This window comes from Micromonospora sp. AMSO31t, assembly GCF_008868175.1.
Classification (GTDB): Bacteria; Actinomycetota; Actinomycetes; order Mycobacteriales; family Micromonosporaceae; genus Micromonospora.
On the sequence record NZ_WBKT01000089.1, the window covers coordinates 1 to 22,219 of the forward strand.

The 22,219-nt window shown below is 73.0% G+C and carries 22 protein-coding genes and 1 pseudogene; 5 read left to right on the forward strand and 18 right to left on the reverse strand.

Features of this window, described 5'->3' with window-relative positions; translation table 11 throughout:
• Positions 1 to 1,448: pseudogene (locus F8274_RS19580) on the forward strand (chromosome partitioning protein); the annotation flags it as partial.
• 48 nt (positions 1,449 to 1,496) lie between these two features.
• On the opposite strand, the gene F8274_RS19585 reads toward F8274_RS19580, so the two are convergent.
• Complete coding sequence (locus F8274_RS19585; protein ID WP_151463827.1) at positions 1,497 to 1,925, reverse strand: DUF3151 domain-containing protein; 429 nt, start codon at positions 1,923 to 1,925, stop codon at positions 1,497 to 1,499.
• Between the two features lie 262 nt (positions 1,926 to 2,187).
• On the opposite strand from F8274_RS19585, the gene F8274_RS19590 reads away from it, so the two are divergent.
• The gene (locus F8274_RS19590) at positions 2,188 to 3,402 is read left to right on the forward strand and encodes an LOG family protein (RefSeq protein ID WP_151463828.1); all 1,215 of its coding nucleotides are present in this window, start codon (positions 2,188 to 2,190) and stop codon (positions 3,400 to 3,402) included.
• Between the two features lie 54 nt (positions 3,403 to 3,456).
• On the opposite strand, the gene fbaA is transcribed toward F8274_RS19590, so the two are convergent.
• The gene (gene fbaA, locus F8274_RS19595) at positions 3,457 to 4,479 is read right to left on the reverse strand and encodes a class II fructose-bisphosphate aldolase (protein ID WP_151463829.1); all 1,023 of its coding nucleotides are present in this window, start codon (positions 4,477 to 4,479) and stop codon (positions 3,457 to 3,459) included.
• 162 nt (positions 4,480 to 4,641) lie between these two features.
• Entirely contained in the window at positions 4,642 to 5,025 is a 384-nt protein-coding gene (locus F8274_RS19600) for a phage holin family protein (RefSeq protein ID WP_151463830.1), read from the reverse strand.
• A 137-nt stretch (positions 5,026 to 5,162) separates the two neighbouring features.
• On the opposite strand from F8274_RS19600, the gene F8274_RS19605 reads away from it, so the two are divergent.
• A complete protein-coding gene (locus F8274_RS19605; protein WP_151463844.1) occupies positions 5,163 to 5,375 on the forward strand; it encodes a hypothetical protein in 213 nt (70 codons plus the stop codon).
• Here the strand turns inward: F8274_RS19605 and F8274_RS19610 are convergent.
• The gene (locus tag F8274_RS19610) at positions 5,347 to 6,948 is read right to left on the reverse strand and encodes a SigE family RNA polymerase sigma factor (protein WP_225853869.1); all 1,602 of its coding nucleotides are present in this window, start codon (positions 6,946 to 6,948) and stop codon (positions 5,347 to 5,349) included. The genes F8274_RS19605 and F8274_RS19610 overlap by 29 nt on opposite strands.
• 180 nt (positions 6,949 to 7,128) lie before the next feature.
• Between F8274_RS19610 and F8274_RS19620 the strand changes: the two genes are divergently transcribed.
• Both F8274_RS19620 and F8274_RS19625 read left to right on the forward strand, forming a co-directional pair.
• Positions 7,129 to 8,709 carry an LPXTG cell wall anchor domain-containing protein gene (locus tag F8274_RS19620; RefSeq protein ID WP_151463831.1) on the forward strand — a complete coding sequence of 527 codons (1,581 nt, stop codon included), beginning with the start codon at positions 7,129 to 7,131 and terminating at the stop codon, positions 8,707 to 8,709.
• Positions 8,710 to 8,867: 158 nt separating this feature from the next.
• A complete protein-coding gene (locus F8274_RS19625; RefSeq protein WP_151463845.1) occupies positions 8,868 to 9,653 on the forward strand; it encodes a DedA family protein in 786 nt (261 codons plus the stop codon).
• Positions 9,654 to 9,859: 206 nt separating this feature from the next.
• Here F8274_RS19625 and F8274_RS19630 read toward each other — a convergent pair whose 3' ends face one another.
• The 14 genes from F8274_RS19630 to F8274_RS19700 all read right to left on the reverse strand — a co-directional run.
• Positions 9,860 to 10,237, reverse strand: a complete 378-nt coding sequence (locus F8274_RS19630; protein WP_076468717.1) for a helix-turn-helix transcriptional regulator — start codon at positions 10,235 to 10,237, stop codon at positions 9,860 to 9,862.
• A gap of 57 nt (positions 10,238 to 10,294) precedes the next feature.
• A complete protein-coding gene (gene pyrE / locus F8274_RS19635; RefSeq protein ID WP_151463832.1) occupies positions 10,295 to 10,834 on the reverse strand; it encodes an orotate phosphoribosyltransferase in 540 nt (179 codons plus the stop codon).
• A gap of 154 nt (positions 10,835 to 10,988) precedes the next feature.
• A complete protein-coding gene (locus F8274_RS32665) occupies positions 10,989 to 11,885 on the reverse strand; it encodes a hypothetical protein (RefSeq protein ID WP_370518248.1) in 897 nt (298 codons plus the stop codon).
• 72 nt (positions 11,886 to 11,957) lie between these two features.
• Complete coding sequence (locus F8274_RS19650) at positions 11,958 to 12,698, reverse strand: hypothetical protein (protein ID WP_151463833.1); 741 nt, start codon at positions 12,696 to 12,698, stop codon at positions 11,958 to 11,960.
• A gap of 69 nt (positions 12,699 to 12,767) precedes the next feature.
• Entirely contained in the window at positions 12,768 to 13,796 is a 1,029-nt protein-coding gene (locus F8274_RS19655) for a hypothetical protein (protein WP_151463834.1), read from the reverse strand.
• 10 nt (positions 13,797 to 13,806) lie between these two features.
• The gene (locus F8274_RS19660; RefSeq protein ID WP_151463835.1) at positions 13,807 to 15,375 is read right to left on the reverse strand and encodes a polyamine aminopropyltransferase; all 1,569 of its coding nucleotides are present in this window, start codon (positions 15,373 to 15,375) and stop codon (positions 13,807 to 13,809) included.
• Complete coding sequence (locus tag F8274_RS19665) at positions 15,372 to 16,145, reverse strand: hypothetical protein (protein WP_151463836.1); 774 nt, start codon at positions 16,143 to 16,145, stop codon at positions 15,372 to 15,374. The genes F8274_RS19660 and F8274_RS19665 overlap by 4 nt, the downstream gene beginning before the upstream one ends.
• Entirely contained in the window at positions 16,145 to 16,567 is a 423-nt protein-coding gene (locus F8274_RS19670; RefSeq protein ID WP_151463837.1) for a DUF350 domain-containing protein, read from the reverse strand. The genes F8274_RS19665 and F8274_RS19670 overlap by 1 nt, the downstream gene beginning before the upstream one ends.
• Positions 16,568 to 16,595: 28 nt before the next feature.
• On the reverse strand, positions 16,596 to 17,021 hold the full coding sequence (locus tag F8274_RS19675; protein ID WP_151463838.1) for a DUF4247 domain-containing protein: 426 nt from the start codon (positions 17,019 to 17,021) through the stop codon (positions 16,596 to 16,598).
• Entirely contained in the window at positions 17,018 to 17,509 is a 492-nt protein-coding gene (locus F8274_RS19680) for a DUF2617 family protein (protein ID WP_151463839.1), read from the reverse strand. The genes F8274_RS19675 and F8274_RS19680 overlap by 4 nt, the downstream gene beginning before the upstream one ends.
• Positions 17,510 to 17,512: 3 nt before the next feature.
• Positions 17,513 to 18,145, reverse strand: a complete 633-nt coding sequence (locus F8274_RS19685) for a DUF4178 domain-containing protein (RefSeq protein ID WP_151463840.1) — start codon at positions 18,143 to 18,145, stop codon at positions 17,513 to 17,515.
• 93 nt (positions 18,146 to 18,238) lie between these two features.
• A complete protein-coding gene (locus F8274_RS19690) occupies positions 18,239 to 18,619 on the reverse strand; it encodes a hypothetical protein (protein WP_151463841.1) in 381 nt (126 codons plus the stop codon).
• A gap of 104 nt (positions 18,620 to 18,723) precedes the next feature.
• Entirely contained in the window at positions 18,724 to 21,315 is a 2,592-nt protein-coding gene (gene clpB / locus F8274_RS19695) for an ATP-dependent chaperone ClpB (RefSeq protein WP_151463842.1), read from the reverse strand.
• Between the two features lie 85 nt (positions 21,316 to 21,400).
• Positions 21,401 to 22,219 (reverse strand): hypothetical protein (locus tag F8274_RS19700; protein ID WP_225853870.1); only part of this gene is annotated, 819 nt, incomplete at its 5' end.

Genomic DNA, 22,219 nt, shown 5'->3' on the forward strand with positions numbered 1-22,219 from the left:
CCGGGGGGCCGAATAACACCGGCCCGGCAAGCCCGCCCGACAGCGCCGACCCGACGCAGCCCACCGCCGGTCCGACCGCTCCCGGTCCGACCTCTCCCGGCACTGCCGCGCCGGCGGTCGGGACCACGCAGGGCGCTCCCGACAGCCCGGCCGAGGGCCCGTCGCCCCGGCTCGGCCCGTTCCCGCCCTCGCCGGGTGTGCCCCTCCAGCAGCCCTACGGCGACGGGACGGGGTACCCGCCCGGTCCGGTCGGCTACGGGCAGCCGGCGCCGCAGTCCGGCGCACCGGGCTGGTACCCGCCGGCCTGGCCCCAGCAGGCCGGCCCACCCCAGCAGCCGCCCGCACCGCCGCAGCCCGGACCGCACCAGCCCGGCCAGCACCCGGCCGGGCCGGGCCAACCTGGCCCCCACCAGGCCGGGCCGGGCCAACCCGGCCCCCACCAGGCCGGGCCGCACCAACCCATGCCGCAGCAGCCGGCGCCGGGCGCGTACCCCGAGCAGGTCTGGACACCGGCGAGCGGTGCCCCGCCGACGGCGGAGGACTTCGCCCGGCGGCGGCAGGCGCGGCCGGTCGACCCGGTCGCCACGACGGGCGTGCGGGCGGTGGTCAACAAGATCGGGCTGGTCCGGCTCGCGCCGGGGCGGCAGGAGCAGGAGATGCGGCGCGACATCGAGATGGTGCGCCGCAACTTCGGCGGCCTGCGCCAGGTGACCGTGGTCAACCCGAAGGGCGGGGCCGGCAAGACGGTCGCCATCCTGCTGCTCGCCATGACCTTCGGCCAGAAGCGTGGCGGGTACGTGCTGGCCTGGGACAACAACGAGACCCAGGGCACCCTCGGGATGCGGGCGCAGCAGGACTTCCACTCCCGCACGGTGCGGGACATGCTGCGTGACCTGGGCCAGTTCCAGGGGCCGCACGGCCGGGTCGGTGATCTGTCGCAGTACGTCCGCTCGCAGGGCGAGGGGATGTTCGACGTGCTCGCCTCGGACGAGTCGGCGACCGGCGGCGAGATGCTGACCGCCGCCGCGTTCGCCGAGATCCGCGAGGTGGTGAGCCGCTTCTACAAGCTGATCTTCGTGGACACCGGGAACAACGTCCGGGCGCAGAACTGGCAGGCCGCCATGGACGCCACCGACCAGCTGGTGGTCACCATGTCGGCGCGGAACGACTCGGCCGAGACGGCCGCGCGGATGCTGGACCACCTGGAGCAGAGCGGCCGGCAGCGGCTGGTCCGGCAGGCCGTGACGGTGGTGTCGATGCCGCCGTCCCGCAAGGAGATCGACCTGCCGGCCATCCAGGAGCACTTCGCCGCCCGGACCCGGGCGGTGCTGCTGGCGCCGTACGAGCGGCTCATCGACACCGGCGAGCCGATCCGGTACGGGCAGCTCTCCTCGGCCACCCGGGACGCCTGGCTGAAGATCGCCGCCTCGGTGGCGGAGGGGCTGTAGACGGGCGCGACGGCCGGCTCCCGCACGGGGAACCGGCCGTCGCGTGCGTCAGCGGCTGGCCAGGGCGTCCCCCGCGGCCGGGTCGCAGTCGCGGAGGAACTGGGCGCAGCGCGCCGCCTCGTCCGCCTCGCCGATCTCGCCGGCCGCCCGGGAGAGCACGTAGAGGCAGCGGAGGAAGCCCCGGTTGGGCCGGTGCGACCAGGGCACCGGGCCGTGGCCCTTCCAGCCGCTGCGGCGGAGCTGGTCGAGGCCCCGGTGGTAGCCGGTGCGGGCGTACGCGTACGCCGGGATGACCTGGCCCGCGTCGAACGCCCGGGTGGCCAGCGCCGCCCAGCCCGCGCTGTAGGTCGGGAAGCGGGCCGCGACCTCGGCGTACGCCTCGTCGGTGTCCTGCTCGACGGCGGCCGCCAGCGCGGCGTCGGCCTCCTCGTTGACGGGGAGCAGGGTGGCCGGTGGCTCAGGCAACAGGTTCTGCATCGCCCCATTCAACCCGCTTCGCCCTGGGGTACGCGAGGGGGTCCGGCGAGCCGGTCGGCTGAACGGCTGAGGGTTTCGTCACGCCTGCGGTGTGCCGCCCACGTACCCGCGGCCCATGCCGGGGCGAGGGTTTTTCCACTACAACTACAGATCCGGAACCTCCCCAGGACCGGGTAATGCAGGAGCCCGGCGGCCTGGCCACCGGGCTCCTGTCCGTGCTCCCCACGTTTGGCGGCTTGCCGCCCGGGGGCAGGATGATCTGGTGCCGACCCCACCACCCGCGGACGTCATCGAGCCGCGCGACACCCGAACCGACGAGATCGAGACCCGGACCGAGTTCGACCGGCGGCTGGCCGAGGGGACCCTCGCCGGCGTGACCGTGCAGGGCCTCCGCCTCGACCTGGACCCGGTCCCCGACCTGCGCGGCGCCGAGGTCGCCGGCACGCTCTTCGTGGGCTGCCGGTTCGCCGACCGCGAGGTCGGCGCGGACCTGGTCCGGCGGGGCGCGAACGTCGTCCCACCCTTCTCCGGCCTGCCCTACCCGACGCAGCCGTCCCACCTCTACACCGCCGACGACCTGGCCGCCGGCTTCGCCGAGGGTGGCTTCGCCGGGATGTACGACACCCGGGTGTACGCGCACTTCCGGGCGCACGGCGGCGCCCTGCCCGACGTGCGGGAGGCGCTGGGCCAGCGGCTGCACGACCACGGGGTGGACAACGCCCTGGCCGACGCCACCCGGGCCTGGCTGGCCGTGCACGGGCCACAGTCCGTGGTGGGCGTGATGGGTGGGCACGCGGTGCCGCGCGGCAGCGCCGCGTACCGGATGGCGGCCGTGTTGGGTTGGGAGCTGGCGCGGGCCGACCGGCTGATGGTGACCGGCGGCGGCCCCGGCGTCATGGAGGCGGCGAACCTGGGCGCGTTCCTGGCGGCCTGGCCGGCGGAGGAGCTGACGGCGGCGATCGACCTGCTGGCCACCGCGCCCGACTTCACCGACCACGACCGCTACACCGCCGCGGCGTTGCAGGTCCGGGCCCGGTACGCAGCCGGCCCGTCCCTGCCGACGCCCCGCCCGGCGGCGCCCGGCACCGAGTGGGCCCGCTCGGGCGGGCTGGCCATCCCCACCTGGCTGTACGGGCACGAGCCGGCGAACCTGTTCGCCGGGCGGATCGCCAAGTACTTCTCGAACGCCATCCGGGAGGACACCATCCTGCGGTTGGCCCGGGGCGGGATCGTCTTCGCGCCCGGCCGGGCCGGCACCGTGCAGGAGGTGTTCCAGGCGGCCACGAAGACCTACTACGGCACCGACGGGGCGAGCGGCGCGTACGTGTTCCTGGACCGGACCTACTGGACGACGGAGCTGCCGGTGGAGTCGCTGCTGCGGCCGCTCTTCGCGGCGTCCCCGTTCGGCGACCTGTCGGCCACGATCCACCTGACCGACGACGCCCGCGAGGCGGTCCGGGTGCTCACCGCCGGCTGAGACGCGCGGAGGCCGGCACCCCGATCGGGTGCCGGCCTCCGGCTCAGGCAGTGGTCACTTCATGGTGGTGCCGGTGGAGCGCAGGTGCTCGCAGGCCTCGACGACGCGGGCGGCCATGCCGGCCTCGGCGGCCTTGCCCCAGACGCGCGGGTCGTACATCTTCTTGTTGCCGACCTCGCCGTCGACCTTGAGCACGCCGTCGTAGTTGCGGAACATGTGGTCCGCGACCGGCCGGGTGAAGGTGTACTGGGTGTCGGTGTCGATGTTCATCTTCACCACGCCGTAGTCCAGCGCCTCGCGGATCTCGGACAGCAGCGAGCCGGAACCGCCGTGGAAGACCAGGCTGAGCGGCTTCTCCTTGTTGTACTTCGCGCCGACCGCCATCTGGATGTGGTTGAGCACCTCGGGGCGGAGCTTGACGTTGCCCGGCTTGTAGACGCCGTGCACGTTGCCGAAGGTCAGCGCCGCCATGTAGCGGCCCTTCTCGCCCAGGCCGAGCGCGTCGACCATGGCCAGGCCGTCGTCGACGGTGGTGTAGAGCTTCTCGTTGATGGCGTTCTCGACGCCGTCCTCCTCGCCGCCGACGACGCCGACCTCGATCTCCAGGACGATCTTGCCCTTGGCGGCCTCGGCGAGCAGCTGCTCGGCGATCTCCAGGTTCTCCGCCACCGGCACGGCCGAGCCGTCCCACATGTGCGACTGGAAGAGCGGCTCCTGGCCGTTCTTCACCCGCTCCTGCGAGATGGCCATCAGCGGCCGGACGAACTTGTCCAGCTTGTCTTTCGGGCAGTGGTCGGTGTGCAGCGCGATGTTCACCGGGTACTTCTTGGCCACCTCGTGCGCGTACGCCGCGAACGCCACCGCGCCGGTCACCATGTCCTTCACGGACGGGCCGGACAGGTACTCCGCGCCACCGGTCGAGACCTGGATGATGCCGTCGCTCTCCGCGTCGGCGAAGCCCTTGAGCGCCGCGTTCAGCGTCTGCGAGGAGGTCACGTTGATCGCGGGGTACGCGTACCGGCCGGCCTTGGCCCGGTCCAGCATCTCCGCGTAAGCCTCGGGGGAAGCGATGGGCATGTCGAACGCTCCTTACTTACCGCTCTCGGCCGTGCAGGCCGCTGTCTTCCATAGAGGCGACCGTTCCGGCCGCTGACGTCCATGGGTGCGCCGGACCGCGCTGTCCACCGCGGGAAGTATCCCGTAGGAGCGCGCGGCGGACACCACCGACCCGGGAACCGCTCACCGTTCCTCCAGGCGGTCCGGCACCACGACGCTGATCAGCCAGCTCACCACCGCCATCACGATGGCGCCCCAGAAAGCGGCCCAGAAGCCGTCCACGTGGAACGGCAGGCGCAGCACACCGGCGATCCAGTCGGTGAGCAGGAACAGCAGGGCGTTGACCACGAGCGCGAACAGGCCGAGCGTGAGCAGGTAGAACACACAGCCGAACACCTTGATGACGGGCTTGAGCACCGCGTTGACCACGCCGAAGATGAGCGCCACCACGATCAGGGTGAGCGCGGTGTTCGCCCCGTTCCGGCCGGTCACCTCCACGCCGGGCACGACCAGCGTGGTGATCCACAGTGCGACCGCGGTGATCGCCAGCCGGATCAGGAAGCCCACGTCACCATCCTGGCACCGGGTGCGCGCCCCGGACGGCACAATTGCCGATCCACCGTTCCACCCGCTGCCGAGCGGGGACCCGAGCCAACCCGTACGGTGTGGTGGTGACCGTCCGCACCGAGTTCCAGGGAGGGACGATGGGTCAGCCCGAGGAGGACTTCGCCCCGAGCCACCACCTCGCTCCGGAGGAGCGCGACCTGGAGGCGGAGCCGGCCGACGCGGTCGAGCAGGCCACGATGGTCACCCCCGAGGAGGGTGACGGCGAGCCGCAGCGGGGTCTCGAGGTCGACGACTGGGACGCCATGGAGCAGGCCCGGGTGGTCACCGCAGACGAGGACGACTACCGCTGAGCCGCGCGGAGCGGGGGCCGTGCCCCCCGCCCCGCCTCAGCGCAGGGCGGTGACCTGCTTCGGGTGGGCCGCCGTCCACTCGCCGAGCCGGTCCGCGCGCAGCGCGTCGAGGAAGCCCGGGGCCAGCGCGGGGTCGAGCCGGAACCCGTACGGCCGCTCCTCCGCCCCCCCCGTGGCGGACCGGCAGGCCGACCGCGACCGGCTCGGCGGCGGACGCCGTCCCGGCCGCCGAGACCAGGGCCGGCAGGGACAGCTCCCCGGTGTCGGTCACCACGCCCGAGCCGGCCTTTTTGATCAACTGGCTGAGCAGCAGCGGGTTGGTCAGCACTCCCTGCTCCTGGATCCGGTGGAGCAGTCCGGCCGCGTACCGGGCGGCGTTGCGGTCCCGGTCCACGGCGCCGTCGGGCATGTTGTACCGCTGGCGGAGCACGTCCACCGCGGCGGCGCCGTCGAGCTGTTGGCAGCCGGCGGGGTAGGTCCGCCGCGTGTGGTAGGAGCGGACCGTGGTCGGCAGGCAGATCGACACGCCACCGATCGCGTCGGTGAGCTCGCGGGTGGCCCGGTAGGTGAGCACGGCACCGGCGTCGATCGTTACGCCGGTGAGCTGGGCGACGACCTGCCGGGTCGCCTGGTATCCGGCGGCCAGGTCCGTTCCGGCCGGCCCGGCGCCGAAGGCAAAGGACGGGTTCAGCTTGTCCGTCCCGCGGCCCGGAATCGGCACCAGCAGGTCGCGTGGGAGGGAGACCAGGTAGAGCCGGCTGCGGTCCGCCGGGACGTGCACCAGCAGCACGGAGTCGGCGCGCCGGCCCCCGCCGGCCCGGTCCAAGCCGAGGAGCAGCACGTTCAACGCCCCGGTGGGCGTCGGCGAGGGACCGGCCAGCAGGTTCGGGGTTTCCGGCTGGCGCGGCGCCACGGCGGTGGAGCCGGCCAGGGCGGCGGCCACCACCGCCAACGCCGTCCCGGCGAGTCGGAGCCGGAGCCGGCGGCGCCGGCGGCGGACCACGGCCCGGTCGATGGCGAGCCGGACCGGGCCGACCGCCGGGGTCAACTCCTCGCCCCGCGCGAACGCGGCCCGCAGGTCGTCCTCGATCATCAGCAGACCTCCACGTACTCGGCTCGGAGGGTGGCGAGGGCGGGAGATGCAGGAGCGGACGGTGCCGACGGCGCAGCCGAGGATCTCCGCGATCTCCGCGTCGGGCAGGTCCTCGTAGTAGCGCAGCACCAGCGTGGCCCGCTGCCGCCGGGGCAGCCGCGACAACCAGGACCAGAGCTGGTCGCGGTCCACGGCGGACTGCGCGTGGTCGGTCGGGGCCGGCAGCCCCTCGTCCGGTTCGCCGCGCAGCAGCACCCGGCGCGCCCACGAGCCGCGCCGCCAGTCGATGAACTGGTTGGTGAGCATCCGGCGCACGTACCGCTCGGGCGCGTCGCTGCGGGCGACCCGGCGCCAGTTGAGCTGGACCCGGACCATGGTGTCCTGCACCAGGTCCTGGGCCTGGTGCGGATCCCCGGTCAGCATGATCGCGTACCGCAGCAGGGCGCCCAGCCGCGCGTCGGCGAACTCCTCGTACGTCACTGCACCTCCCGGTGTCCCGCCCTTGATGACGGGTACGGGCCGGCCAAACATTGCACGGCCGCCGATCAACCGTTCGGTCAATATCTGCGGGGTGGCGTCACCTGGGACAGCGCGGCGACTTAAGGATTCTCTAAGCTCCACGGGCTCCACCTGATCAACCCCCACGGAGGACCCCCCATCATGCTCACCAACTCCACCCGGCGCTGGCTCGCCGGGTTGGGCGTCGCAGGCGCGTTCGTCGCCGCCTCCGCCACCCCTGCCTTCGCCGAGGAGTCCCAGGCCAAGCTGGGCATCTACTTCGGTGACACGACGATCGCGACCGGCTCGGACGGGAAGATCGAATACAGCACGATCCACAGCTCGGCCCCGGTCGTGCTGCACGACCTCACCATCCGCTACGACTTCTCCGACCTGGCCGGCAAGGTGACCGTCGGCGAGGAGGAGGACACGGGCAACGACTGCACCAGCCCCTCGCAGAACGTGCTCGTCTGCACCACGCCCTACGAGGTCGAGGTCGACGAGTGGGGCGTGGCCGGGCTCTCCGCGGTGCAGATCAAGGCCACCGACAAGGCGCAGGACGGCGACGTCGGCACGCTCAAGGTGACGCTGACCGCGACGGGCTTCGACGCCGTCTCGCACGACGCGAAGGTCCGCGTCGGCGAGGGCGTCGACCTGGCGGCCGGCCCGGAGACCGCGGTGTCGGTCGCGCCCGGCAAGAGCTTCACCGCCCCGCTGAAGGTCAGCAACGCGGGTAAGAGCACCGCCAAGGGCGCCGCCGTCATCTTCTACAACGACTACGGCCTCAACGCCGGCAAGCACTACAGCAACTGCACCTACGTCGGGGACGAGCTGCGGACCTGCCGGTTCAAGGACGACCTGCCGTCGGGCAGCACCGTCACCGCGTCGCTGCCGTACGTGCTCGGCGCGGACAGCCTCGCCCCCGGCTTCAAGTACGGCGAGATCATCTGGATGACCCCGGACGAGTTCGAGGACTTCCAGGGCTACCTGGAGCACTACGACGCGACCATCGGCGAGCCGGGCACCGACGGTGAGCTGACCCTGGCCCAGGCCGGCGGCAAGGCCACCGCGCGGGGCTTCCAGGCGGACCCCAGGCCGGAGAACAACGGCACCAACCTCCAGGTGACGGTGACCGGCAACAACAGCACCGACCTCGAGGCGCTCGGCGCCTCGGTGACCGGCAAGGCCGGCGCGACGGTGCAGGCGACCGTGGGTCTCCGCAACAACGGCCCGGCGACGCTGGACTACACCCGGTCCGGCAGCTCGGTCACCTACCTGACCCTGGACGTGCCGAAGGGCACCACCGCCGTCACGGTGCCGGAGAACTGCTTCCCGGTGAACGGTGACGAGTGGGGCGAGCCCGGCAAGCCCGGGGCGCAGCACTACCGCTGCTACTTCGACTCGTTCCTGAAGGCCGGGGACAGCGTCAACCTCGACTTCGCGCTGCGGATCGACAAGGTCATCGCGAACGCGACCGGCCTCGTGAAGATCAACGTGCCGTGCGAGTGCGACGGTGGCTTCTACCGTGACCTGAAGCCGGCCAACGACACCGCCAAGGTCGTGGTGAACGCCGCGCCGGGTGGCGAGGGCGGCCAGGGTGGCGGTGGCGAGGGTGACGGCGGCACGCTGCCGATCACCGGTTCCTCCACCGCGCTGATCGCGGGCGTCGGCGCGCTGCTGCTCGCCGCCGGTGCGGCCGGCTACGTGGTGTCCCGCCGCCGGCGGACCCGCTTCGTCGCCTGACGGAGGCACCACCGCGACGACGGTGCCCCGCCGACCCTCCGGTCGGCGGGGCACCGGCATGTCCGGGTCCCGGCGGTGACCAGTACGCCCGGTCCGGCGAGGCGCCGCACAGCGCCCGGGTACCCTTTGTGGCCGTGGACACAGCAGAGAAGACCCGGATGCTCTCCGAGAGCGTGGCCCTGAACCCGCTCGACCCGAAGGACCTCATCCACACCTTCGGGATGGTCGGCGTCTGGGCGATCCTGTTCGCCGAGACCGGCCTGCTGGTCGGCTTCTTCTTCCCGGGCGACTCGCTGCTGTTCCTGGCCGGGGTGGCCGCCTCTCCGGTGGCCGATGCCATCTTCGGCAACGGCACCCGGCTCTCGCTGGCCGGCCTGCTGATCGGCGGTCCGCTCTGCGCGATCGCCGGCGCCCAGCTCGGCCACTGGCTCGGCGCGCGCTACGGCAAGCGGATGTTCGACCGCCCCAACTCCCGCCTGTTCAAGCGGGAGTACGTGGAGAAGGCCGAGTACTACTTCCAGAAGTTCGGCCCGGCGAAGGCCGTGGTGCTGGCCCGGTTCATCCCGATCGTGCGGACCTTCCTCAACCCGGTGGCCGGCGTGCTCGGCATGCCCGCCCGGCAGTTCCTCCTGTGGAACGTGGTCGGGGCGATCCTCTGGGTGGACGGCATCCTGCTGATCGGCTACCTGCTGGCCCACCAGATCTACGACGCGATCGGCGACAAGATCGACCGGTACATCCTGCCGGTGGTCGCGCTCATCATCCTGATCTCGGTGCTGCCGATCTTCTTCGAGTTCCTCCGCGACCGGCGGGCCCGCAAGCGCGGTGAGGCCGTCGCCGTGATCGCCGCGGCCAGCGCGGCGGGCGCCGTGGACGCGGTCCGGGACGCCATCGACGGCGACGACGACCAGCAGCACCGGCGCGGCGGCCAGCACCGCCGCTGACCCGGGCACCCGGCCGGCACCGCCGCTGGCCCCGGACACACCGAAGGCCGGCCCCCTCGCGGGGGCCGGCCTTCGACTACGACCTGTCGACCTGCGGGTGGCACGGATGACGGGCAGCCGTCACCGTCCGGTGGTGGCGCCACCCCTGGCACGCCACCCGTCGCCGCACTCAGGTGAGGCGGCCACCCTCTCGGACACGTCCGGATTCAGCGGGCCTTCTTGGTGGCCCGCTTCCGCGGCGGGGTGAGCAGATCCGCGATCGTGGCGATCGCGGTCGGCACCAGCCGGTAGTACGCCCAGACACCGCGCTTCTCCCGCTCCAGCAAGCCGGCCTCGGTGAGGATGCGCAGGTGGTGGCTGACCGTCGGCTGCGAGAGGCCGAGCGGCGCGGTGAGGTCACACACGCACGCCTCCCCCTCGGGAGCCGACTGGATCAGGCTGAGCAGCCGCAGCCGGGCGGGGTCCGCGAGGGCCTTGAGGACCCCCGCGAGCCGCTCGGCGTCGGCACGTTCGATCGGCTCGCCGGCAAGCGGCGAGATCTGAGGCATGGTCATTTCAGCCAACGCAGTTCCCACGTTTTCCATCCTTCCACCAGCAGCATCGATCCGCCTGCATATCAGCAGATCCGAATCGGCAGACTTTTACGCCACAAGGCCGAGGTCAGCCAACGTATAGGCCGCCCGATAAGGCAGTCCGGCGGCTCGCACCGCGTCGCCGGCACCTCGATCAACAATAACCGCCACACCCACCACCTCGGCCCCGGCCTCGCGCAATGCCTCGACGGCGGTCAACACGCTGCCGCCCGTCGTCGAGGTGTCCTCGACCGCCAGGACCCGGCGGCCGGCCACGTCCGGCCCCTCGATCCGTCGCTGGAGGCCGTGCGCCTTGCCCGCCTTGCGGACCACAAAGGCGTCCAGCGGGCGGTCGGTCCCGGCCGCCGCGTGCAGCATCGCGGTGGCCACGGGGTCGGCCCCGAGGGTCAGGCCGCCCACCGCGTCGTACGCCCAGTCGGCGGTCAGGTCGCACATCACCCGGCCGATCAACGGCGCCGCCCGGTGATGGAGCGTGACGCGACGCAGATCGACGTACCAGTCCGCCTCCCGACCCGACGAGAGCACCACCCGGCCGTGGACCACAGCCAGGTCAGTGATGAATTTACGCAGGTCGTCGTGGTCCCCCATGGCGATAGAGGGTACTTCGCAAGTCTGGGAGCCGGGCGTGGGGTCCACCCGGGTCAACCCTGCGGGCGACCGACGGGTGGCGATGGCCGACTACGCTGTGCGACTGTCCACCCCGGTCAGCGGGCGGGCATCCCGGCGACGGGACGGCGCGGGGTCACCCGCCGGGCCGGCCGACCCTCCCGCGGGTGTCCGGGGAGACGCCGCGCAGCAGCCGCCGGGGCGCGTGCCGCAGCCCGGCCACGGCCAGCTTGTACTTCCAGCTCGGCACGCTGACCGGCTTGCCTTTGCGCAGGTCACGCAGCCCTTCGTCGACCACGTCCTCGGCCCGCAGCCACATCCACGCCGGGGTGCGCGACATGTCGATGCCGGCCCGCTCGTGGTAGCCGGTGCGGGTGTAGCCGGGGCAGAGCGCCATCACGCGTACGCCGAGCGGGGCGGCCGGGACCGGACCGGCCGGTGGAGTCGGCCCGGCCGGCGGGCGCGGCACCCGGCGGTGGAAGAAGGCCCCGGCCGACGGCAGGGTGAGCAGCGCGGCCACCACCAGGTAGCCGAGGATCTGCGCCACCGACAGCGCCGCGTTCACCGGGATCCACCAGGACGGGTAGGCGTCGCCGACCAGGGCCAGCAGGTCGGCGGTGACCCGGTCGTCGGCGCCGAGCCGGAGCGGCGCGGTCCGCTGCCCGACCAGCACCGCCAGGCCACAGCAGCCGCAGAACAGCCCGAGCCCGGCGACCACCCAGGTGGCCACCCGGGCGCCGGACCGGCCGGCGAGCAACCCGAGGGCCAGCCCGACGAGCAGCAGCGCCACCAGCACGCCCAGCACGGCGGAGAGAACGGTGGAGCCGCGCAGCAGCGACGCCACCCCGTCGATCTCGCTTCCGCCCGCGTCGGTCCCCCGCGCCGCCTCCCGGAAGCGGTCCACCGTGCCCGCCGTGATCAGCAGGGTGGCGACCGCGTACACCACGGCGCCCACCGCCATCAGCAGCAGCAGTGCCGCCGCCGAGACCACCGCGCCCGGCCGGCGGGGCGGGGCCTCATGGGGGTACGACACGACGAATCCCTCCGGTAGGCGTCGGCTTGCAACCTACTCGGAGGGATCGTCGGCGTCGCTCTTATCCGGACGTCAACTTGCCGAGGGTGGCTCGCCCTCGCGGCGCTCCCCGGACTCCGGCGACGGACCGGCCTGGCCCGGTTGCCCGGGAGCCGGCTGACCGGGGTAGCCGGGGGTGGCCGGGTAGCCCGGGGTCTGCGGGTAGCCGGGCTCCGCCGGGTAGGCGGCACCCGGGACCGGGGGCTCCCAGCCCTGCTTCGGCTTGCGGAAGAACTCGTTGGCCTTGGGCAGCGCCAGCAGGATCAGGGCGGCCAGCAGCGAGATCAGCCCGAGCACCCCGAGCGTCGTGCTCACCGGCCCGTACCAGGACGGCAGGGCGTCGTTCAGGCTGCGCTGGAGCTCCTCGGCGGAGGGCCCGTCGCCTCCGGTGTTGCCACCCATGGCACCGGTGGCACCGCTGATCAGGGTGCCGCCGAGGCAGCAGATGAGAATGCCGCCCAGCACCCAGGTGGTGATCCGGGTGCCGTTGCGGCCCCGGTTGTTGAACAGGCCCAGGACGACCAGGGCCAGCGCGAGGACGAGCAGCAGGGCGGCGGTCCCGATGGTGAAGGCGACCACGAAGGTGCCGACGTCCTGGGCGCCCGTCGTCGTACCCTCGAACGCCCGCTCGAAGCCCTCCTTCAACCGGCTGCTGACCGCGACGGTCACGATCAGGCCGATCAACTGGGTGAGCGCGAAGAGCAGCAGCAGATAGAAGGATGCCGCCACCAGGCCCGGACGCGCTCGGCCCGGCGCCGGGGAGGAATCGGTCATGACTCTCTCCTTCTCTAGATCAGGCCCACACAGTAGCGGCCCCGACCCATTGATGCCGCGCGCCGAAGTTCAGCTCGTGGACCCCTCCCCGGCCTCCCGTTGCAGCCGGCGGTACTCGGCGGTCACCACCGCGAGCAGGAAGAGATCCACGCCGAGCGCGAAGACCGCGCCGAACTGGTTGACCGTGAAGCTGAAGATCTGCCCGAACAGCAGGTCCACGAGGAGCGCGAGCTTGAACAGCCGGAAGGCCCGCGTCTGGTCGCTGGGCAGCAGCAGGGCGCCCCGGATGCTCAGCACCGCGGTGATCAGCGCGGAGGCCGACACCCCGAGCAGGGCACCCCACTCGTCCTGGTCGGGCAGGTGGCCGGTGATCGCGTCGAGCAGGACCCGCAGCACGACGACGAACGGCTCGCCGACCACGTAGAGCACCACGATGGACACCACCCACCGGTGCGTGGTCATCCAGACCAGCGCGCGGCGAGCCAGGCCGACCCAGCGGTGCCAGAACCGGGGTGCGGGCGTCTCCCGCCGGGGCACCACGTCCAGCAGCCGGGTGACCGCCCCCTCGACCTCCGGCCCGCAACCCTGGACCATCCGCAGCACCGCCGCGCGGCGCCGGGCCGTGAGGCCGGTGGTGAGACCCCCGACCACGGTGTACAGGGCGTTCGCCGTGCGCTCCGGCCCGGACAGCCGGGTCCGGCCGCGCAGCGCCTGGGTGAGCAGGACCAGCAGGGCGAAGGCGACATAGATGATGCTGGCGGCCGGGGCGTAGAAGTAGTCCGTCCCGGCGGTGACGAACTTGCCGACCTCGTCGATGAAGAGCCCGAAGCCCATCCCGCCCAGGATGGCGCCCAGGATGCGCGCCGCGCTGCCGAGGAAGATCAGCCCCACGGCCAGGCCCGCGGTCATCAGCAGGCCGCCCCAGAGCACGTGCGCGATGTGCAGCCCGCCGCCGCCGAGCTGCGGAAAGCCGGTCGCCTGGAGGTACGCCCGGGTGACCAGCACGGTCACCACCCCGGACAGCACGAACGCCTGAAGGTACGACGGCGCCTCCAGTGCCCGGGGCGGTCGCGACCAGCGGGACGGACGTGCGGGCATGGCTACGACGCTAGTAGCCGCGCCACTCCGTGCGGGCGTACTCCAGCACCCTGGGCTGCAGCAACGTCGAGGCGGGCACGTCCACCCGGGCCCGGTCGGCGGGGAAGGTGGCCGCCGCGGCGAGCACCGACGGGGTGAGGAAGCGCAGCGCCGGCGCGTCGGCGGGCAGCCCCAACGTGGGCGGTGTGCCGCCCGGCGCGGCGAGCACGAAGCCCCAGTCTCCGAAGCTCGGCACGTCCACGTGGTAGGGCACGGTGGCGAAACCCGCCTCCCGGATCGACCGCTCGATCGACCAGTACGACCGGGGCGCGAAGTACGGCGAGCCGGACTGCACCACGAGCCGGCCGCCGGAGGCCAGCGCCGGCCGGATCAGCGCGTAGAACTCGACCGTGTAGAGCTTGGCGGTGGCCGTCTCGTCCGGGTCGGGGAGGTCGGCGACGACCACGTCGAAGCGTTCCGTGGCGGTCCGCAGCCAGCCGAACGCGTCGACGTTGAGCACCCGGACGCGGGGGTCGGCGAGCGAGTCGCGGTTGAGGTCCCGCAGCTGCGGCTCGGAACGGGCGAGCCGCACCACGGCCGGGTCGAGGTCGACCAGGGTCACCTGGCGCACGTCCGGGTACGCGAGGATCTCCCGCAACGCCAGCCCGTCCCCGGCGCCGAGCACCAGCACGTTGCCGTGCGGCCCGCGCATCGCCGGGTGGACCAGCGACTCGTGGTAGCGGTACTCGTCGACCGAGCTGAACTGGAGGTCACCGTTGAGGAACAGCCGCAGGTCGGTGTCGGCGTGGCCGACCTCGCGCACCGACCGGGTCAGCACGATCTCCTGGTAGCGGCTGCGCTCGGCGTGCACCACCGGGTCGCGGTAGAGCTGCTGCCGTGCGGTCACCTCGAAGTCGTGCGCGGTCACCCAGGCGTACCCGAGGCAGAGCGCGACCACGACGGCGCCGGCGCCGAGCGCGACCCGGGACCGGCGGCCGAGGTCGGCGCGGAAGACCGTGCAGACCAGGGCGAGGCCGGCCACGGCGTTCACGGCGCCCACCACGAGGGCGCCCTTGAGCTGGCCGAAGACGGGCATCAGCAGGAACGGGAAGGCCAGCCCGCCGAGCAGCGCGCCGACGTAGTCGGCGGCGAAGAGGTCGGCCACGGCGCTGCCCGCGGCCTGCTCGCGGATGCGTTGCAACAGCACCATGAGCAGCGGGATCTCGGCGCCGATCAGCAGGCCCAGCACGAACGCGGTGCCGACCAGGGCCGGCCCGTAGAGGTCGAGCCAGGCGAAGGCGGCGTAGAGACCGAGCACGGAGAGGCCGCCGAGCAGGGCCAGGGCCAGCTCGATCGCGGCGAACGCGGCCGCCGCCCGGGACTGGAACGGCTTCGCGACCAGCGCGCCGACGCCCATGGCGAAGACCATCACGCCGAGCACGATCGACGCCTGGCCGACCGTGTCGCCGATCAGGTAGCTGCCGAGCGCGACCAGGGCCAGCTCGTACACCAGGCCGCAGGCCGCGCAGACGAAGACCGCGAGCAGGACCGCCGCGCGGGCCGGGCGCCACGGCGGCCGCGCCGGCGCGTCGGTGGTCACGCCTTCTCCCGGGTACGCCCGGCGACGCCCGCCCCGGCGCGCTGCGCGGGCACGGCCACCCGCAGCTGCCGGCCGCGCTGCACCACGCCCACGGTGACGAAGAGCGCGGCGAGCAGGAGCAGCCCGACGGTGGCGAGCAGCCAGCCCCACCGGTCCCGCAGGTAGTCGCTGCCGGCGTCGGGCAGTGGGGAAGGGCTGGCCGCCGCCGGCACGGGGGTGTCGGCGGGTTCGGCCAGGCCGGCCTCGACGGCGAGCAGCGGCAGCATGACCGCGGCCCGGGTGACCGCCCAGCCGGGGTCGTCGACGAAGACGTCCTCGGTGAGCCCGAGCCGCCCCAGCCCGCTCTCGACCTGCCAGAGGTCGGCGGAGTCGATGTCCGGGGAGCCGGTCACCTCGATCCGCGCGAAGTCGTTGCTCTCGCTGCTCTCCGAGACGTACCCGATGTTGGCCGTCACCTGCACCCAGCGCGGGCAGCCCGGGTTCTCCTCGACGGCGACCCCGTCGCCGAGGTTGGAGCCGACGTTGCGGGGGGCGGCGCCGTAGTCGTAGTAGTCCACCAGCTCCCAGCCGTAGCAGAGGCCCTGCTCGGCGCTGGTGCGCTGGAGGATGGCCACGCTGTCGGCGCGCTCGTCGGCGGCCGGCGCCGGCACCGTGGTGTCCCCGCCGGTGTTGAGGACCCCCACCGCCACGCAGCCGGCGACGACCAGGGCGACGGCCAACCCGGCGACCCAGGCGGTCTTCTTCTTCGCCGCCCGCTTGCCGGCTGTCATCAGCTGATGGCGGCGGCGATGATCGCGCCGGTCGCCAGGTGCACGACTGCGGAGACCCAGACCGCGGGGTGCGGCTCCGGGTCGACCAGGAGCTCACCGAGCTTGCCGGGGGTGGCCATGTCCAGCAGCAGGAACGACGCGGCCATGATGACCAGCCCGAGGATCCCGTACGCGGCCGCGCCCACCAGGCCGAGCGCGAAGTCGTCCGCGCTGGCGGCGATCGCGGCCACCACGATGATGCCCACGCCGGCCAGGTTCGAGGCGAGCAGCAGCGCGGCGTTGCGGTTGCGCTCGGCCCAGATCAGCTCGTGCAGCTTGCCCGGGGTGGCGACGTCGACCAGCACGTAGCCGACGGCCATGAGGGCGACGCCGACCACGCCGTAGGCCAGCGTGACGAGCAGATCGGTGAGGAGGGTCTGCACAGGGGACTCCAGGATTCGTCGGGTCAGGTCACTTGCCGGAGCCAGGTCCGCCGCCGCGGACCGTGCTGCCCCGCCCCCAGCCCCAGTGGCTGCCCACCCGGGAGTGGTAGCGGGGGTACGCGGTGGTCATCCGCTCCAGCAGGATCACCGAACCGGCGGCGAGCGGCAGGATCACCACCGAGTCGTCGTCGTAGCGCAGGTAGACCCCGCTGCCGTCGACGTACTGGTCGGCCGGCTGCCAGGCGTCGGTGATCTCCTTCGACACCTGGCTGGGCGTCCGGTTCGACGTGTACGCGACCGCGTCGGAGCCGAGGTCCCGGCTGGTCGCCCGGCTGTAGCGGTCCTCCACGTAGCCCCGGGGCGAGAAGTTGCCGTAGAAGATCGCGAAGGCGGCGACCACGGCGCCGATGACGGCGAATGCCACCCCCACCACCAACCACCGTCGATACGTCATAGCTTCACCACCGTCTCGGTCAGGACCAGCTCGTTGGTCTGCGGATACGCGTGCCAGGTGCGCCAGGACACCGAGCCGGCCGGGGGCTCGGGGCGGACGGCGAGCGCGGTCACCGCGTCCTCGTCGCCGGGAAAGACCCCGACCAGCGCGTACGGGTCGTCGGCCAGGTCGGCGCGGAGCGCGGCGACCCGGGTACGCAGGCCGTCGCCCGCCGGCCGGAGCACCGTGGCGCTGAACCGGTAGCCGGCGGTCTCGTCGTGCAGGGCGTCCGGCAGGTGCGGGGGGCGGCCGGGCAGGCAGGCGACCGTCTCGGTGAGGTCGCCGCAGACCACCTGGTGCGAGGCGCCCAGCAGGCGCATCCGCAGCCGCAACCCGCCGGGCAGGGTCACCTCGCGCACGTGCAGGGCGGGGCGTTCGGGGCCGCCGAGGTCGAGGCTCAGGTCGGCGGCGCGGGTGTCGACGTACGGGGCCTGCAGGGCGACGAGCACGTCCTAGCCCACCTTCTCCGGGCCACCCTGCGGGTAGATCATCACCTCGGCGCGGCGCACCTGCTCGCCGAGGTTCACCTCCCAGCCCGCCTCCCCGTACGCCTCGAAGGAGAGCCGGGCCCCGCCGGGCGCCTGGTAGTCGTGGTAGCGCATGGTGCCGCGCGGGTCGAGGCCGGTGCCCTCGGTGGCGGTGAACTTCGCCTGGCCGGACTCGTCCCAGTTGTAGCGGCGGCCGGCGATCTCCAGCGTCGGCGCGCCCGGGGTGACGGTGGCCGACGGCTCGCTGGTCCAGAGCACCAGCTCCAGGTCCGGCTCCGACTCGACGGAGAGCCAGCGCTTCACCCCGCCGGCGTCGTCGAGCAGGTGCTCCGCCCAGCTCCAGCCGCCCTCGACCAGGTGCACCGAGCCGCGCACGGTGTAGGGCACCTGGCGGATCTCCACGATGTCGCCGGGCTTGAGCGCGCGGGGGTCGCCGCGCAGCGCGTCGGCGTCCCGGTCGCGGAAGGGATCACCGGGGGTGGCCTTCGGGCGTGGCGCGGACCGGGCCCTGCGCAGGGCGATCACGGCGATCACCACGCCGGCCACCCCGACCAGGCACCCCAACGCGGTCACCACGTACGCCAGCGAACCGTTCACGGCCGTCTCCCCCCAAGGTGTTTCGGCGGAGACGGTAACAACCCGACGCACGCGCGCCGAAGTGACGTTCGTTGAGTGAGCGGTCAGCTACGGTCAGATGCCGGCGAGGCGTTCGGCGGCGTACTCGCGCAGGGTGGCGCGGTCCATGAGGCACCCGCTGAACGTGGTGAACTCGCCGTCGTCGTCGCGCAGCCGTTCCCAGGCCGCCCGGCCGGCCGCCGGGTCGACCGTGTCCAGCAGCGTGGCCGCGTACGCCTTCCCGGCCGGCGACCCGTGCTTCAGCAGCCGGTCGACCTTCTTCCGGGCCGCCTCGGGGTGCTCCCGCAGCGCCCGCTCCACGTGCCGGTACGCATCGGTCGCCGGCAGGATCTGCCCGGCGATGCCCACCCCGCCGAAGGCGAGCGTGTCGGCCCGCCGAAGCTCCTCGACGGCCGCGTCCAACTCCCGGTCCTTCTCCCCGATCCCGAACACCATGCCCTCACTCTTTCCCCGGCCGGCCACCACCGACCCTGTTGATCAAGAAGTTTGCGTCGGCCGATGTGCCGCAGCCGACGCAAACTTCTTGATCAACGCAGCTCTCAGGCCGCCGTGACCGTCAGGCCGTCCTTCGTGTCCGACAGGTCGACCCGCACCGTGTCGCCGTCGCGGATCTGGCCGGCCAGCAGGGCCTTGGCGAGCTGGTCGCCGATCGCCGACTGCACGAGGCGGCGCAGCGGGCGGGCACCGTAGATCGGGTCGTACCCGTGCTCGGCCAGCCACACCCGGGCGGCGTCGCTGACGTCCAGCGACAACCGGCGGTCCGCGAGTCGGCGTCGCATCCGGTCGAGCTGGATGTCCACGATCGCCCGCAGGTCCGCGCCCTGGAGGGCGGCGAACACCACGATGTCGTCGAGGCGGTTGAGGAACTCCGGCTTGAAGTGCGACCGGACCACCGCGAGGACACCCTCCCGGCGCTGCTCCTCGGCCAGCGTCAGATCGCTGATCACCGACGACCCCAGGTTCGAGGTGAGGATCAGGATCGCGTTGCGGAAGTCGACCGTGCGGCCCTGGCCGTCGGTGAGCCGCCCGTCGTCGAGCACCTGGAGCAGCACGTCGAAGACGTCCGGGTGCGCCTTCTCGACCTCGTCCAGCAGGATCACCGAGTACGGCCGGCGGCGCACCGCCTCGGTGAGCTGGCCGCCCTCCTCGTAGCCGACGTAACCGGGCGGGGCGCCGACCAGGCGGGCCACGGAGTGCTTCTCGCCGTACTCGCTCATGTCGATGCGGACCATGGCCCGCTCGTCGTCGAAGAGGAACCCGGCGAGCGCCTTGGCCAGCTCGGTCTTGCCCACACCGGTCGGGCCGAGGAAGAGGAAGCTGCCGGTCGGGCGGTCCGGGTCGGCGACGCCGGCCCGGGCGCGGCGGACCGCGTCGGAGACCGAGGTGACCGCCTCGGTCTGGCCCACGACCCGGGAACCCAGCGTCTCCTCCATCCGGAGCAGCTTGGCGGTCTCGCCCTCCAGCAGCCGGCCGGCCGGGATGCCGGTCCAGGAGGCGACCACCGCGGCGATGTCGTCCGCGCCGACCTCCTCCTTGAGCATCGCGCCGTCGGCCTGGAGCCGGGCCAGCTCCTCCTCGGCCTGCTTCAGCTCGGCCTGGAGGGCGGGGATCCGGCCGTAGCGCAGCTCCGCGGCGCGCTCCAGCTCGCCGTCGCGCTCGGCCCGCTCGGCCTCGCCGCCGAGCCGCTCCAGCTCCTCCTTGGCGGTGGAGAGCTTGGTGATGTGGCTCTTCTCCAGCTGCCAGCGCTCGGAGAGCGCGGTGAGCTGCTCACGCTTGTCGGCCAGCTCCTTGCGCAGCCGGGCCAGCCGCTCGGCCGAGGCGGCGTCCGGCTCCTTGGCCAGCGCCATCTCCTCGATCTCCAGCCGGCGCACCGCCCGCTCGATCTCGTCCACCTCGACCGGGCGGGAGTCGATCTCCATCCGGAGCCGGGAGGCGGACTCGTCGACCAGGTCGATCGCCTTGTCCGGCAGGAACCGGTCGGTGATGTAGCGGTCGGAGAGGGCGGCGGCGGCGACCAGCGCGGCGTCGGTGATCCGCACGCCGTGGTGCACCTCGTAGCGCTCCTTGAGGCCGCGCAGGATGCCGATGGTGTCCTCGATGGTCGGCTCGCCGACCAGCACCGGCTGGAAGCGGCGCTCCAGCGCCGGGTCCTTCTCGATGTGCTCGCGGTACTCGTCCAGCGTCGTGGCACCGACCATCCGCAGCTCGCCGCGGGCCAGCATCGGCTTGAGCATGTTGCCGGCGTCCATCGAGCCCTCGCCCTTGCCCGCGCCGACCACGGTGTGCAGCTCGTCCAGGAAGGTGATGACCTGGCCGTCGGAGTTCTTGATCTCCTCCAGCACCGACTTCAGCCGCTCCTCGAACTGGCCGCGGTACTGCGCGCCGGCCACCATGGCCCCGAGGTCGAGCGAGACGAGCTTCTTGTCCCGCAGCGACTCCGGCACGTCACCGGCGACGATCCGCTGGGCCAGGCCCTCGACGATGGCGGTCTTGCCGACGCCCGGCTCGCCGATCAGCACCGGGTTGTTCTTGGTACGCCGGGACAGCACCTGGATCACCCGGCGGATCTCCGAGTCCCGGCCGATGACCGGGTCGATCTTCCCCTCGCGGGCGCTGGCGGTCAGGTCGACGCCGTACTTCGCGAGCGCCTGGTAGGTCTGCTCGGGGTCGGCCGTGGTGACCCGCCGGTCCCCGCCGCGCACGGTCGGGAAGGCGGCGACCAGGTTCTCCTCGGTCGCGCCGGAGTTCTTCAGCGCGACGGAGACCGCGCCACCCACCCGCGCCAGGCCGGCCAGCAGGTGCTCGGTGGAGGTGTACTCGTCGCCCAGCGGCCGGGCGATCTGCTCGGCGGCGCCGATGGCGTTGACGAACTCGCGGGCCAGGGTGGGCTCGGCGATGCTGGAGCCGCGCGCCGCGGGCAGGGCGTCGACCGAGCGCTGGGCGACCCGGCGCAGCTCGGCGGGGTCGGCCCCGACGGCGCGCAGCAGGCCGGCGGCGGTCGAGCCCTCGGTGTCCAGCAGCGACAGCAGCAGGTGCCAGGGCTCCACGGTGGCGTGACCGCGCTGGTTCGCCAGCGCGACGGCACCGGTGATGGTCTCGCGGCTCTTGGTGGTGAGTCGTTCCGTGTTCATGGGCTCCCCCGGATCGGCGTGTCCACTGGAAAGGACACAACCAGAGTTGAGTCTATTCCGCTCAACTCCAGCGGTGTGACGCCCCTCACGACGCTTGTTTGTCCAGCACCACCCTGACCCAGCGCCGGTTGGCCGTCCAGCCCGTGCCGAGCACCACGTCGTCCGGGCCACGCGCGGCGATCGTGCCGTCGTCCAGGACGGTGAGGTAATGCTCCCCGGTGAGCGGCCAGTCCACCCGGTAGTAGCGGCCGCCGGCCACCACGCCCACCCCGTCCGGGACGGTCACCGCGACCAGCTCGGCGCCGAGCGGCGCCACCGAGCGGGCCTGCGCGGGATGCCCGACCGCGCCGACCGGCGCCCACTCGGGGCCACCCACCAGCCGCCAGAGCGCCGGGAAACCCGTCCGGTCCGGGCGCTCCCCGACCAGCCACGCGCCGCCGTCCGGGGCGATCACCACGCGCAGCACCCCCACCTCGTCGCCCCGCCAGGACAGCGGCGTCGACACCCAGTGCCGGCCCCCGTCCCGCGACACCGCGGCGAACGGCCGGCCGTCGCGCGCGCCGGCCGCCACCACCAGGTCACCCGAGCCGCCGACGGTGTTCAGCCCGGGTACGGCCGGTTGGGCGGGCAACGGCCGCAGGGTGGCGCCGTCCCACTCGGCCACCGCACCGAGCCCCTCGGCCAGCTGGAAGCGACCCCGGGCCGCCACCAGCGCCACCGGTTCCCCGCCGGTGGTGTGGGCGAAGGTGACCCCGCCGTCGGTCGAGGTGTACCAGCCGTACGGCTCGGCGAGCAGCACGAGCGCCCCCGGTACGGCGTAGAGCTGCTGGCTCACCGCCACCGGATGAGGGTGCCGCAGGGCTCGCCAGGTGCGGCCACCGTCCACGGTGGCGAAGAGCAGGGC

Excerpts from the sequence above, each read along its gene's own strand:
- F8274_RS19655 (WP_151463834.1), bottom strand. The coding sequence starts at position 13,796 with ATGCCCGCACGTCCGTCCCGCTGGTCGCGACCGCCCCGGGCACTGGAG.
- clpB (WP_151463842.1), bottom strand. The coding sequence starts at position 21,315 with ATGAACACGGAACGACTCACCACCAAGAGCCGCGAGACCATCACCGGT.
- F8274_RS19630 (WP_076468717.1), bottom strand. The coding sequence starts at position 10,237 with ATGGAAAACGTGGGAACTGCGTTGGCTGAAATGACCATGCCTCAGATC.
- pyrE (WP_151463832.1), bottom strand. The coding sequence starts at position 10,834 with ATGGGGGACCACGACGACCTGCGTAAATTCATCACTGACCTGGCTGTG.
- fbaA (WP_151463829.1), bottom strand. The coding sequence starts at position 4,479 with ATGCCCATCGCTTCCCCCGAGGCTTACGCGGAGATGCTGGACCGGGCC.
- F8274_RS19650 (WP_151463833.1), bottom strand. The coding sequence starts at position 12,698 with ATGACCGATTCCTCCCCGGCGCCGGGCCGAGCGCGTCCGGGCCTGGTG.
- F8274_RS19625 (WP_151463845.1), top strand. The coding sequence starts at position 8,868 with ATGCTCTCCGAGAGCGTGGCCCTGAACCCGCTCGACCCGAAGGACCTC.
- F8274_RS19585 (WP_151463827.1), bottom strand. The coding sequence starts at position 1,925 with ATGCAGAACCTGTTGCCTGAGCCACCGGCCACCCTGCTCCCCGTCAAC.
- F8274_RS19665 (WP_151463836.1), bottom strand. The coding sequence starts at position 16,145 with ATGACAGCCGGCAAGCGGGCGGCGAAGAAGAAGACCGCCTGGGTCGCC.
- F8274_RS19675 (WP_151463838.1), bottom strand. The coding sequence starts at position 17,021 with ATGACGTATCGACGGTGGTTGGTGGTGGGGGTGGCATTCGCCGTCATC.
- F8274_RS19690 (WP_151463841.1), bottom strand. The coding sequence starts at position 18,619 with ATGGTGTTCGGGATCGGGGAGAAGGACCGGGAGTTGGACGCGGCCGTC.
- F8274_RS19620 (WP_151463831.1), top strand. The coding sequence starts at position 7,129 with ATGCTCACCAACTCCACCCGGCGCTGGCTCGCCGGGTTGGGCGTCGCA.
- F8274_RS19605 (WP_151463844.1), top strand. The coding sequence starts at position 5,163 with ATGGGTCAGCCCGAGGAGGACTTCGCCCCGAGCCACCACCTCGCTCCG.